Raw genomic sequence first — 11266 nt, 5'->3', positions numbered from 1 at the left:
TTCCTTGCCAGGTGGTGGTGATCCCCTGGCCGACTCCCCGTGCCCGCTGGAGGTCCGTCATGTCCCCACCCCCGCGCCCGCGTCGGTACGGCTGGGTCGCCGTGCTGTGCCTCGCCGTGCTCGGGGCGCTGCTGCCGTCCGGCGTCGCACGGGCCGGCGACGCCGCCGTGCGGGGCGGGCGGCTGGACTGGGGGATCAAGGCCTCCTTCCAGAGTTACGTCACCGGGCCGATCGCGGGCGGGAGTTACACGCTGACCGGCGGCGCGGCGACGGTGGGGGAGAGCCAGTTCCGGTTCCACTCGGCGACCGGCACCTACGACGGGGACAGCGGCGCGTTCGGTGCCGCTTTCTCGGGCGGCGTGCGCTTCACGGGGCACCGCACCGACGCCGGCGAGTACCAGCTCGACCTGACCGTCGCCAACCCCCGCGTGCGCATCCTGGGCTCCACGGGCACGCTGTACGCGGACGTCACCGGCAAGGCGAAGGGCACGGGGGCGGTCACGACGTCCCGTCAGGTGCCCTTCGCCTCCCTCTCCCTCGGCGGGATCGACATGAGGGGCGGCGGCACCTCCGTCGTCCTGAACAATCTGCCCGCGACGCTGACCGCCGAGGGCGCCAGGTCCTTCGCCGGGTACTACACGGCGGGGACCGCGCTCGACCCGGTGAGCCTCTCGGCCGACGTCGCGGCGGTGCCCCCGAGTTCGCCGCCGAAGCCCACACCGAAGGCGTCCGGGACGCCGCAGCGGACGTCGGGCCCTGCCGGGCGGATCCAGGACGGTGCCGTCGACTGGGGGGTCCGCCGGACCTTCCGGGAGTACGTCACCGGCGACATCGCCCGGGGCGGGTGGACGCTGTCCGCGGGCGCCCAGGACGGCGGCGCGCTGTTCCGGTTCCCGGACGGCTCCGGGACGTACGCCGACGGCGACCTCACGGCGGCCTTCACCGGCGTGCTGCGGTTCACCGGCGCCCACGGGCTCGATCTGAGGCTGAGCGCGGTACGCGTCACCGTCGCCGACGGCAGGGGCACGCTCCACGCCGACGTGCGCGGCCCGCAGTACGCGGCGCGGAAGGTCGCGCTCGTCACCTTCACCGCCAAGGGACTGAAGGTGAGCGACGGCCTGGTCCGGCTGACCGAGGCGCCCACGAGGCTCACCGCCGCCGGCGCGCGCGCCTTCGGCGGGATGTACCGGACCGGCACCGCGATGGACCCCGTCTCCCTCGCCGTCGCCCTCACCGCCGGCGCCGACCTGCCCGCCCTGCCCGACCTGGGCAGTTCGGCGAGCCCCACGCCGGAGCGGGCCCGGGTGACCGAGCGGCCGGCGCGCACCGCCGGACCCGTCGCGGGCGCGTCGCACGACGACGGCCTCCCCGTGCTGCCCCTCACCTTCCTCACCGGCCTGCTGCTGATCGCGGCCGCGGCCCTGGCCTACGCCGTCCGCACCCGCCGCACCCGCACGCCGGCCGGCCGCACGGAGGACTGACCTCCGGCGGCCCTCACCCCCGCAGGTCCGGCCCCGTCCGACCTCACCCCTTCCACCGACCCCAGGAGTAACGCGACATGTCCGCCAGACCCCGCCGCCGTACCGCCGCCCTCGCCGCCGCCGTCGCGACGGCCGCCACGCTCGGCGCCACCGCCCTGGCCACCGTCGGCGCACCCGCCGCGGCGGCCGCCGAAGTGCCGCTCAGCGACTACACGTTGACGTGGGGCATCAAGCAGTCGTACCGCTCGTACGTCACCGGCATGGCGGCCGGCACCTTCACCCCCTCGGACGGCGCCTCGCAGGCCGCGAACAACGGCGCGTTCACCTTCACGGACGGCGCCGGTGGCTACGACCCCACCACGCACACCGTCGACCTGGCCTTCCGGGGCGCCCTGAAGATCGAGTCCACCGCGCACCGGTTCGAACTCGGCCTGTCCGACATACGCTTCGACAGCGCGGCCGCCGAGATCACCGCCGACGTCACCAGGAGCGGTACGACCACCCAGGACGTGCCGCTCGCCGAGGTCGCCGTCACGCGTGCCATGACCGAGATGGCGACCACGCTGACCAAGGAGGCCGCGGACGTCTTCGGCAGCGCCAGCTACGAGGGCGCGGCGGGCGACCCGCTGACCGTCGCCCCCGAGGACCGGCCGTCCCCGTCCCCCTCGGCGACCGCGACGGGCTCGCCGACGGCGACCGCGTCCCCGTCCCCCACGGCGACGGCCTCGCCCTCCTCGTCCCCGACGGCCTCCCCCTCGCCCACCGCCTCCACCTCGCCCTCGGCGAGCGCGAGCCCCTCCGCCCCCGCCCGGGGCGACATCGCCGACGGCACGCTGACCTGGGGCGTGAAGGAGTCCTTCCGCGCCTACGTCGTCACCGGCCCGGCGCGCGGCGCCATCACGGTGTCGGGCGGCGCCGGACAGGCCCCGGGCAACGGCGAGTTCACGTTCGTGGACGCGACCGGCGGCTACGACGCGGACGCCGGCACGCTGTCGGCCGCGTTCGAGGGCGCGGTGAACTTCAAGGGCCACAAGGAGGGTGACGAGTACGGCCTCGACCTCACCCTCGAGGATCTGCGCACCACGTTCGACGGCGGCACCGGCGAACTCACCGCCGACGTCACGAGCCTCGGCGAGACGACCCAGGACGTGCCCCTGGCCGACCTGACGGCGCGCTCGTCCGCCCTGGCGCCGGAGGACGACGTCATCACCCTGGACGACGTGACCGCGAGGCTCACCTCCGCGGGCGCCGAGGCCTTCGGCGGCTTCTACACCGCCGGCACCGAACTCGACCCGGTGGACGTCGCGATCGCCCTCACGGACGACGCCCAGCTCCCGGACGGCGACGACCCGGTCACGCCGTCGCCCTCGGACACCTCGGCCGCCACGACCTCGGGCGGGGTCACCGGCTCCACCACCGGCGGCGCGGGCGGCTCCCTCGCCACGACCGGCTCCGAGGCCCCGGTGGGCGCGCTGGGCACGGCGGCCGCCGTGACCGTCGTGGCCGGCGCGGGCGTGGTGGTGGCGATGCGCAGGCGGCGCTCCGGGGCGTGAGGCCCGGGGCCGGGGGAGTCCGGCGTTCCCGTCACGCCGGTGGTGTTTGAATGCCGGAGTGACTGACTACGACGTGCTGCGTGTCTTCTGCGCGGCGAACGGCGGATACGGGAACGAGCTGGGCGTGGTCCGCGACGGTTCGGTCGTCCCCGGGCGGAGCGAACGGCAGGCGTTCGCGGCGAAGCTCGGTTTCAGCGAGACCGTGTTCGTGGACGACCCCGAGCGCGGCGTCATCGACATCTACACGCCCGGCGCGCGCCTGCCGTTCGCCGGGCACCCCTGCGTCGGCGCGGCCTGGCTGCTCGACGTGCCCGAGCTGGTCACGCCCGCCGGGGTGGTGGGGGCCCGGCAGGACGGGGAGTTCAGCTGGATCGAGGCGCGCCCGGAGTGGCCGGAGCCGCGCACCCTGCGCCGGTACGCCACCGTCGCCGAGGTCGACGACCTGCCCGTACCGCCACGGGGGGAATGGGTCTACGCCTGGGCGTGGGAGGACGAGGCGGCGGGCCGGGTGCGGGCGCGTGGCTTCCCCGGCCGGGGCGACGGCATCGAGGAGGACGAGGCGACGGGCGCCGCCGCCCTCCAGCTGACGGCCCGGCTGGGACGGGCGCTGAACATCGCGCAGGGCGCCGGTTCGCAGATCCTGACGGCGCCTCAGCCGGAGGGGTGGGTGGAGATCGGCGGCCGGGTCCTGCTGGAGCGCTGAGCGCCGCCGAGCGCGCCCGTACGGGTGGAACAGCGTGTGCGCGGCGAGGTGAGCGGGGACCGATGGGCGTGACCACTCAGCATCGCGAGAGGAGCCCCATGCGCATCCGATCTGCCCTGGCCGCGACCGTCCTGGCCGCCGCCCTGACCGCCGCCGGCGCCGCGACGGCCACCGCCCTCGACCAGCGGGTAGCGACCGACGAGACCGTTCCGTGCAGCCCCTACGCGGGCTCCATCGACGCGGAGACCGCCGACATCGAGTGGGCGGGCGCGGTCTGCCACAACGGGGTCTTCGACTTCTGAGCGGCACACGCCGGGCACCTGGCCCGAGCCGGCCCCGGGTCCCCCTCGCAGCGTGCGAGGGGGACCCGTTCCGTTGCCGGGGCCCCGCTCACGCGGACAGCGGGAACTCCTCGCCCAGGGCCCGGAACACGGCCGTGTTCAGCGCGAACGCCCTCTTGCACTCGGCCACGATCCGCTGCTGCTCCAGTTCGTCCGCGTCGATCGCGTCCAGCAGTTCGCGGTAACCCCGCTTGAACGCCGCCGGGTTGCCGATCTCCTCGAAGACGTAGAAGCGGACGCCGTCGCCCTTCTTCGCGAAGCCCCATGTCCGCTCGGCCTTGTCGCGGATGATCTGACCGCCGGACAGGTCGCCGAGGTAGCGGGTGTAGTGGTGGGCCACGTACCCGGCGGGCCACTCGCGCGCGCACCGCGCGACCCGGTCCGCGTAGGTCCGGGTGGCGGGCAGGGCGGTGAGCGTCGCCCGCCAGTCCGCGCCGCGCAGATGGGCGAGGTCCCGCTCCAGGGCGGGCAGCCGGAACAGCCCCGGCTGGATGAAGGGGCCCGCCACCGGATCCGGGGCCAGCCGGTCCGCGCCGGCCTCCAGTGCCTCGTACACGAACCACAGTTGCTCGGTGTAGCGCGCGTACGCGTCCACCCCCAGCCGGCCGCCCAGCAGATCACTCATGAACGTCGAGGTCTCCGCCTCCACGTGCTGCTCGTGGGAAGCGGTGCGGATGAGGGTCGAGAAGGAGTCCATGAGGCCAGTTTCTATGGTTAGGCTTACCTAAGTCAACGACTTTCCGACATCCTGTCGGTAACTTTCTACCCCTGCTCCTCACCGGCCGCACACCCGGCCGCGCACGAAAAAAGGCCCGCCCTCGCAAGAGGGCGGGCCCGCGCGGGAGCGGCCGCTGCGGCAGCGGTCGCTACGGCAGCGTGAGGATCTCCGCGCCGGACTCCGTCACGACCAGCGTGTGCTCGAACTGCGCCGTGCGCCTGCGGTCCTTCGTGACCACCGTCCAGCCGTCGTCCCACATGTCGTACTCGTGCGTCCCGAGCGTCAGCATCGGCTCGATGGTGAAGGTCATGCCGGGCCGCATCACCGTGGTCGCGTGCGGGGCGTCGTAGTGCGGGACGATCAGGCCCGAGTGGAACGACGAGTTGATGCCGTGTCCGGTGAAGTCGCGGACCACGCCGTAACCGAAGCGCTTGGCGTACGACTCGATGACCCGCCCGATGACGTTGATCTGCCGGCCCGGCCGGACCGCCTTGATCGCCCGGTTCAGCGACTCCCGGGTGCGCTCGACCAGCAGCCGGCTCTCCTCGTCCACGTCGCCGACCAGGTAGGTGGCGTTGTTGTCGCCGTGCACCCCGCCGATGTACGCGGTCACGTCCAGGTTGACGATGTCGCCGTCCCGCAGGACCGTCGAGTCGGGGATGCCGTGGCAGATCACCTCGTTGACGGAGGTGCACAGGGACTTCGGGAAGCCCCGGTAGCCGAGCGTGGAGGGGTAGGCGCCGTGGTCGCACAGGAACTCGTGCGCGACCCGGTCCAGCTCGTCCGTCGTCACTCCCGGCGCGATCGCCTTCGCGGCCTCGGCCATCGCCCGCGCGGCGATCCGCCCCGCGACCCGCATCGCCTCGACGGTCTGCGGCGTCTGCACCTCCGGACCGGTGTACGGCGTCGGCGCGGGCCGGCCGACGTACTCGGGCCGCCGGATGTTTCCGGGCACGGAACGGGTGGGAGACAGCTCCCCTGGTACGAGCAGTGACTGGCCAGACATGCCAGCGAGTCTAACCAGCGGGCATACGAGACCATGTCCCCTGGCGAAAGGAGCCGGTCATGGCCCTGTTCAAGAAGCGCACCGTCGGCAAACCGGGCGAGTGGTACTACTGCCTGGAGCACAAGAAGGTCGAGGAGGGGCCCGAGTGCCCCAACAAGGACCGTTTCGGCCCCTACACCAGCCGTGCGGAGGCCGAGCACGCGATGGAGACGGCCCGCGAACGGAACCTCGAATGGGAGAACGACCCGCGGTGGCACGACACCGCGGGGCGCGGGGAGCGCGACGAGGACTGATCAGGCCCGCGTCGACGCGGCTGCGCGCAGGTCGCGCAGCCGCGTCGCGTGCTCGTTCGTCCGCACGTCGTACGTCATCAGCTTCGGCAGGCACAGGGCCAGCAGCCCCACCGCGCCCGCGCACAGCAGCCCGCCGGACCACACCGACGCCCGCACCCCGGCCCACGCGGCCATGCCGCCCGCGCGGACCTGGCCGAGCTGCGGTCCCACCGAGTACGACAGCAGCTCGATGCCGGCCAGCCGGCCGCGCAGCTCGTCCGGGATCGTCTGGTTCCACATCGCCGCCCGGAAGATGCCGCTGACCATGTCGAAGGCGCCGCCGAGCGCCAGGCACAGCAGCACCAGCCACACGTTCCCGGCGATGCCGGCGGCGGCCATGGCGAGTCCCCAGCCGGCCGCCGCCAGCACCACCATGCGCCCGTGCCGGTGCACCCGTGACGTCCAGCCGCTGGTCAGGCTCACCAGCAGGGAGCCGGCCGGGATCGCCGCGTACATCAGCCCCAGCGACCACTCGGCGCGCAGCTCGTCCGCGAGGAACGGCAGCACGGCCAGCGGCATCGCCAGGAACATCGCCGCGAGGTCGATCGTGTACGTGCCGAGCAGTTCCTTGCGGCTCCACGCGTAGCGGGCGCCCTCCGCGATCGACGACCAGGAGGGCTTCGCGGCCTCGTGGGACGCGGGGGAGGCGGCGAGTCCGACCGCCAGCACCACCGAGACGGCGAAGGTCGCCAGGTCCAGCGCGTAGGCCCAGCCCAGCCCGGCGTACGCCACCACGACCCCGGCCAGCGCCGGGCCCGCGATGCCGCCGACCTGCCAGCGCAGCGCGTTGAGCGAGGCGGCGGCCGGCAGGTGCTCGTGGGCCACGATCCGGGGCGTCAGCGCGTCCAGCGCGGGCCGCTGCACCGCGGCCAGCGCGGAGGACAGGGCGGCGACCACGTACAGCGGCCAGATGGCCGGGTCAGGCAGCAGCGCGTTCGCCAGCAGCGCCGCGCTCAGCAGGCCGAGCCCGGCCTCCGTCCACAGGATCAGCTTCCGCTTGTCCAAGGCGTCGGCGAGCGCGCCGCCGTACAGCCCGAACACGACGAGCGGCACCAGTTCGACCGCTCCGATGGCGCCCACGGCCGCGGCCGACCCGGTGAGCTCCTTGATCTGCACCGGCAGCGCCACGAAGGTCAGGAAGCTGCCGAAGTTCGTGATCAGACCGGCGACCCACAGCCTGCGGAAGTCCGGGGAGGACCGCCACGGCGCGAGATCGGGCAGCAGGGCGCGCAGGCCGGCCGGGGGCGGGGGTGGGGCGTCATCGGTCACGAGAGGCCATGCTCGGACGACCCGGGCACCTGAGGCAATCGCTTTTCGACCCGGACGGCACGACGCCGACGGCACGGCACGGACGGTGACGCGGATGCCGGCCGGGGGTGGGTCACCAGCGGGGCGGGGGCGGCGACGTCAGTTCGTCGGCCAGGCGGGAGAGGCGGTCCCGGAGCCGGCGCCGGCCGCGGGCCGCCGGGAGCGCGTTCTCGCCCGCCGCCGCGCTCACCAGGTGCTGCACCGTGTCCAGGTCCAGCTCCGAGCGCGCCCCGACGGCCAGCGCGTCGTGCGCCATCGTCGCGAGGTCCCCCTCGGCGGCGCCCAGCGCGAGCACCGTCGCCCCGGCCCGCCGCGCGTCGTGCACCCGCTCCAGCAAGGAACCGCAGGGCAGCTGCGGCGACACCACGAGCAGCGTCTCACCCCGCCGGGCCGCCTCGATCCGGCCCAGCCCGACCGCCAGGTGCGCCGGGTCCGAGGGGCGCGCGTCGTGCCGTACCAGCGTCGGCGCCAGCTCCGGTGTGCCGGACCAGGCCGCCTCGTCCACGAGGTGGGCCGCCAGATGCCACGGCTCGTACTCCCGCGTGCCCACCAGCAGCAGGCCACCCCCGTGCGACACCACGGAGCCCCGCAGCACTCCGGCGAACCTGCGCGTGGCCCCCAACCACTCGGTCCCGGCGAGCACTTCGCGCAGCAGCGCGACCCGTACGGCGTCCATGGCACGGCATCCTGCCGTAACCGGCCACCCTTGGCCCTGAGTTCACCGCGAATTCGCCCAGGTTGGGCACGGCGCCCCGACACCACCCCGAACGGGAGATCACCGCAGGGGCGAACGGGGAACCAGTAGGGCGAAGCGCACCGCCCGTACCGGGCCGAAGCAAGGCGAAGCAGAGGGAGAGCGATCCATGTCCGCACCCACCGTCCCCTTCCGCGCCGGTCAGGAGGGGTACGCCAGTTACCGGATCCCGGCCGTCGTCCGCACCCGCGAAGGCACGCTCCTCGCCTTCTGCGAGGGCAGGGCCGACTCCGCGAAGGACTGGGGCCGCATCGACATCGTGCTGAAGCGCTCCACCGACGGCGGCCGCACCTGGGGCCCCCTCCAGGTCGCCGCCGACCACGGCGCCGACCTCGCGGGCAACCCCGCCCCCGTGGTCCTGGACACCGGCCGCGTCCTGCTCGTCCACGTCCGCTCCGCCGCGTCCGCCTCCGAACACCTCATCCTGCGCGGCGAGGTGAGCGAGGCCGACGGCCGCAGGGTGTGGGTCCAGCACAGCGACGACGACGGCCTGACATGGTCGGCGCCCAGGGAGATCACCGAGCAGGTCAAGCAGCCCGGCTGGCGCTGGTACGCCACCACCCCCGGCCACGGCATCCAGCTCGGCACCGGACGGGTCGTCGTCCCCGGGAACCACACCCTCCCGCCCACCGGGACCGACGTCGGCGACGAGGCGAAGTACAACAGCGGCCACTGCCTGCTCAGCGACGACCGCGGCGAGAGCTGGTACCTGGGCTACCTGGAGCAGGACACCCGCGGCTACATCAACGCCAACGAGACCACCGCCGCCGAACTCCCGGACGGCCGCGTCTACTTCAACACCCGCAACGACTCGCCGTCCCCCGGCAACCGCGCCGACGCCCACTCCGAGGACGGCGGCCGGACGCTGCGACGGCCCTTCCGCCCGCAGGCGGGCCTCGCCGGCCCCGTCTGCCAGGCCGGTCTGCTGCACCTCGGCGAGCCCGACGTGCTGCTGTTCTCCGGCCCCGCCTTCCCCGGCGGCCGCGGCCTGATGACCGTCCGCGCCTCCACCGACCACGGCACCACCTGGCGCGAGGCCCACACGATCGACGGACTCCCCGCCGCCTACTCCGACCTGGTCCGCGTCGACGACGACACGGTCGGACTCCTGTACGAGACAGGGGACTTCGGGGCGTACGAACGGATCACCTTCCGGCGGCTGCCCGTGACGCGTCTCACCTGAGCCCGCCGGGCGGCGGGGGCGGACGTAGAGTCAGGTCCATGACCTCTACGGACAGTGCCGCTGCTGAGAAGCAGCCCGCGAAGGCCCCCGCCAAGGACCCCTGGGACCTGCCCGACGTCTCCGGGCTGGTCGTCGGTGTGCTCGGCGGGACCGGGCCGCAGGGCAAGGGCCTCGCCTACCGGCTCGCCCGGGCGGGCCAGAAGGTGATCATCGGCTCACGCGCCGCCGAGCGCGCCGAGGCCGCCGCCGGGGAACTGGGGCACGGCGTCGAGGGCGCGGACAACGCCGAGTGCGCCCGGCGCAGCGACGTCGTGATCGTCGCCGTGCCGTGGGAGGGCCACGGCAAGACGCTCGAGGCGCTGCGCGAGGAACTGGCGGGCAAGCTCGTAGTCGACTGCGTCAACCCGCTCGGCTTCGACAAGCAGGGCGCCTACGCCCTCAAGCCGGAGGAGGGCAGCGCCGCGCAGCAGGCCGCCGCCCTGCTGCCGGACTCCCGGGTCGCCGCCGCCTTCCACCACCTGTCCGCCGTGCTGCTCCAGGACCCCGCGATCGAGGAGATCGACACCGACGTCATGGTCCTCGGCGAGGAGCGGGCGGACGTGGAGATCGTGCAGGCGCTGGCCGGCCGCATCCCCGGCATGCGCGGCATCTTCGCCGGCCGGCTGCGCAACGCCCACCAGGTCGAGTCGCTGGTCGCCAACCTGATCTCGGTGAACCGCCGCTACAAGGCCCACGCGGGCCTGCGCGTCACGGACGTATGACCCCATGGGGGACACTGGTGGGCAGCCCGCGCACCGCGGCACCGACCAGCAGTGTCCCCCGACAGGAGCCGACCGCCATGCCCCCCACGTCCCCGACCGGCCCGGCCCGGCGCCTCGCCCTCTACGCCCTCGCCGTCTGCCTGCTCGCGGCCGCCGCGGCCGTCATCTCCTTCGCGCAGGGCAGTTGGCTGGGCATCGTGTGGGTGCTGCTGGCGGGCCTGTCGTCGAACATGGCCTGGTACTACCTGAAGCGCGGCAAGGCGGCCCGGGGCGACTCGGTCACGGGCTGACCGAGCAGTAGTCGTTCGTGCCGAGCCAGAAGCGGTACAGCTCGTAGCCGCAGTAGGTGTCCGGTTCGCCGACGCCGAGGCCCCGCAGCAGCGCGTCTACGAGGTCGAAGAACGCGCCGTTCAGCGCCGGGATCCACAGCAGCGCGAAGACGAAGAGCAGACCGAACGGCGCGAACGGCTCCACCTGCCGGCGGACCTGGTACGACAGCCAGGGCTCGACCACGCCGTAGCCGTCCAGGCCCGGCACCGGCAGGAAGTTCAGGATCGCGGCCGTCACCTGGAGCAGCGCGAGGAACGCCAGCGCGTGACGGAAGTCCCGCGGCACCCCGTCGAGCGCGTCCAGCCAGAACGGCGCCGTGCACACGAGCGCGAAGAGCACGTTCGTCAGCGGTCCGGCCGCCGAGATCAGGCTGTGCTTCCAGCGGCCCCGGATCCGCCCCCGCTCGATGAAGACGGCCCCGCCGGGCAGACCGATCCCGCCCATGATCACGAACAGCACGGGCAGCACGATGCTGAGCAGCGCGTGCGTGTACTTCAGCGGGTTGAGCGTGAGGTAGCCCTTCGCGCCCACCGAGATGTCCCCGCCGTGCAGCGCGGTCCGGGCGTGCGCGTACTCGTGCAGACACAGCGACACGACCCAGGCGCCGGTCACGAACAGGAACACGGCGACGCCGGGCTGGGCCGCGAACCCGGTCCAGGTGGCCCACCCGGTCACCGCCGTCACGGCCAGGATCCCCAGGAACACGGGGCTGATCCGCCGTTCGGCGCGACGGGAGGCGGCGGTGGTCATGGGAGGGCTCCTGGGACGAGTCGGGGGGTGCCGGGTCGACCGTACC

The 11266-nt window shown here is 73.7% G+C and carries 13 protein-coding genes; 8 read left to right on the top strand and 5 right to left on the bottom strand.

All coding sequences use genetic code 11. The features are described 5' to 3' along the window. The first annotated feature begins 59 nt into the window (after positions 1-59). The 4 genes from ACIP2X_RS25110 to ACIP2X_RS25095 all read left to right on the top strand — a co-directional run bounded on the left by ACIP2X_RS25110 (position 60) and on the right by ACIP2X_RS25095 (position 4039). On the top strand, positions 60-1481 hold the full coding sequence (locus ACIP2X_RS25110) for an HtaA domain-containing protein (protein ID WP_401676622.1): 1422 nt from the start codon (positions 60-62) through the stop codon (positions 1479-1481). 77 nt (positions 1482-1558) lie between these two features. Beyond that, positions 1559-3034, top strand: a complete 1476-nt coding sequence (locus ACIP2X_RS25105) for an HtaA domain-containing protein (protein WP_401676621.1) — start codon at positions 1559-1561, stop codon at positions 3032-3034. 58 nt (positions 3035-3092) lie between these two features. Next, on the top strand, positions 3093-3737 hold the full coding sequence (locus ACIP2X_RS25100) for a PhzF family phenazine biosynthesis protein (RefSeq protein WP_401676620.1): 645 nt from the start codon (positions 3093-3095) through the stop codon (positions 3735-3737). Positions 3738-3835: 98 nt separating this feature from the next. Further along, positions 3836-4039: a hypothetical protein gene (locus ACIP2X_RS25095; RefSeq protein WP_401676619.1), complete on the top strand. Its 204-nt coding sequence runs from the start codon at positions 3836-3838 to the stop codon at positions 4037-4039. 88 nt (positions 4040-4127) lie between these two features. Here ACIP2X_RS25095 and ACIP2X_RS25090 read toward each other — a convergent pair whose 3' ends face one another. Further along, positions 4128-4775, bottom strand: coding sequence for a heme oxygenase (biliverdin-producing) (locus tag ACIP2X_RS25090; protein WP_401676618.1), 648 nt, complete (start codon positions 4773-4775; stop codon positions 4128-4130). Positions 4776-4944: 169 nt separating this feature from the next. Further along, positions 4945-5802: a type I methionyl aminopeptidase gene (map, locus tag ACIP2X_RS25085; protein WP_401676617.1), complete on the bottom strand. Its 858-nt coding sequence runs from the start codon at positions 5800-5802 to the stop codon at positions 4945-4947. Positions 5803-5861: 59 nt separating this feature from the next. Between map and ACIP2X_RS25080 the strand changes: the two genes are divergently transcribed. Beyond that, complete coding sequence (locus ACIP2X_RS25080) at positions 5862-6095, top strand: hypothetical protein (RefSeq protein WP_401676616.1); 234 nt, start codon at positions 5862-5864, stop codon at positions 6093-6095. On the opposite strand, the gene ACIP2X_RS25075 is transcribed toward ACIP2X_RS25080, so the two are convergent. Further along, positions 6096-7403 carry an MFS transporter gene (locus ACIP2X_RS25075; RefSeq protein WP_401676615.1) on the bottom strand — a complete coding sequence of 436 codons (1308 nt, stop codon included), beginning with the start codon at positions 7401-7403 and terminating at the stop codon, positions 6096-6098. Positions 7404-7515: 112 nt separating this feature from the next. Beyond that, the gene (locus ACIP2X_RS25070; RefSeq protein ID WP_401676614.1) at positions 7516-8118 is read right to left on the bottom strand and encodes a hypothetical protein; all 603 of its coding nucleotides are present in this window, start codon (positions 8116-8118) and stop codon (positions 7516-7518) included. A 187-nt stretch (positions 8119-8305) separates the two neighbouring features. Between ACIP2X_RS25070 and ACIP2X_RS25065 the strand changes: the two genes are divergently transcribed. The 3 genes from ACIP2X_RS25065 (at position 8306) to ACIP2X_RS25055 (ending at position 10430) form a co-directional block, all read left to right on the top strand. Then, the gene (locus ACIP2X_RS25065) at positions 8306-9379 is read left to right on the top strand and encodes an exo-alpha-sialidase (RefSeq protein ID WP_401676613.1); all 1074 of its coding nucleotides are present in this window, start codon (positions 8306-8308) and stop codon (positions 9377-9379) included. A 38-nt stretch (positions 9380-9417) separates the two neighbouring features. Further along, on the top strand, positions 9418-10140 hold the full coding sequence (npdG, locus tag ACIP2X_RS25060; RefSeq protein ID WP_401676612.1) for an NADPH-dependent F420 reductase: 723 nt from the start codon (positions 9418-9420) through the stop codon (positions 10138-10140). Between the two features lie 77 nt (positions 10141-10217). Beyond that, positions 10218-10430, top strand: a complete 213-nt coding sequence (locus ACIP2X_RS25055) for a hypothetical protein (protein ID WP_401676611.1) — start codon at positions 10218-10220, stop codon at positions 10428-10430. On the opposite strand, the gene ACIP2X_RS25050 is transcribed toward ACIP2X_RS25055, so the two are convergent. Beyond that, positions 10420-11220, bottom strand: a complete 801-nt coding sequence (locus tag ACIP2X_RS25050; protein WP_401676610.1) for a site-2 protease family protein — start codon at positions 11218-11220, stop codon at positions 10420-10422. The two genes, ACIP2X_RS25055 and ACIP2X_RS25050, sit on opposite strands and share 11 nt — an antisense overlap. Between the last annotated feature and the right edge of the window lie 46 nt (positions 11221-11266).

This window comes from Streptomyces sp. NPDC089424 (assembly GCF_044749345.1).
Taxonomy (GTDB): domain Bacteria; phylum Actinomycetota; class Actinomycetes; order Streptomycetales; family Streptomycetaceae; genus Streptomyces.
This window is presented reverse-complemented; position numbering and strand designations above follow the sequence as displayed.

What these genes read in the sequence shown, in the direction of transcription:
- ACIP2X_RS25110 (WP_401676622.1), top strand. Translation starts at nt 60, where the DNA reads ATGTCCCCACCCCCGCGCCCGCGTCGGTACGGCTGGGTCGCCGTGCTG.
- ACIP2X_RS25105 (WP_401676621.1), top strand. Translation starts at nt 1,559, where the DNA reads ATGTCCGCCAGACCCCGCCGCCGTACCGCCGCCCTCGCCGCCGCCGTC.
- ACIP2X_RS25095 (WP_401676619.1), top strand. Translation starts at nt 3,836, where the DNA reads ATGCGCATCCGATCTGCCCTGGCCGCGACCGTCCTGGCCGCCGCCCTG.
- ACIP2X_RS25090 (WP_401676618.1), bottom strand. Translation starts at nt 4,775, where the DNA reads ATGGACTCCTTCTCGACCCTCATCCGCACCGCTTCCCACGAGCAGCAC.
- map (WP_401676617.1), bottom strand. Translation starts at nt 5,802, where the DNA reads ATGTCTGGCCAGTCACTGCTCGTACCAGGGGAGCTGTCTCCCACCCGT.
- ACIP2X_RS25080 (WP_401676616.1), top strand. Translation starts at nt 5,862, where the DNA reads ATGGCCCTGTTCAAGAAGCGCACCGTCGGCAAACCGGGCGAGTGGTAC.
- ACIP2X_RS25070 (WP_401676614.1), bottom strand. Translation starts at nt 8,118, where the DNA reads ATGGACGCCGTACGGGTCGCGCTGCTGCGCGAAGTGCTCGCCGGGACC.
- ACIP2X_RS25065 (WP_401676613.1), top strand. Translation starts at nt 8,306, where the DNA reads ATGTCCGCACCCACCGTCCCCTTCCGCGCCGGTCAGGAGGGGTACGCC.
- npdG (WP_401676612.1), top strand. Translation starts at nt 9,418, where the DNA reads ATGACCTCTACGGACAGTGCCGCTGCTGAGAAGCAGCCCGCGAAGGCC.
- ACIP2X_RS25055 (WP_401676611.1), top strand. Translation starts at nt 10,218, where the DNA reads ATGCCCCCCACGTCCCCGACCGGCCCGGCCCGGCGCCTCGCCCTCTAC.
- ACIP2X_RS25050 (WP_401676610.1), bottom strand. Translation starts at nt 11,220, where the DNA reads ATGACCACCGCCGCCTCCCGTCGCGCCGAACGGCGGATCAGCCCCGTG.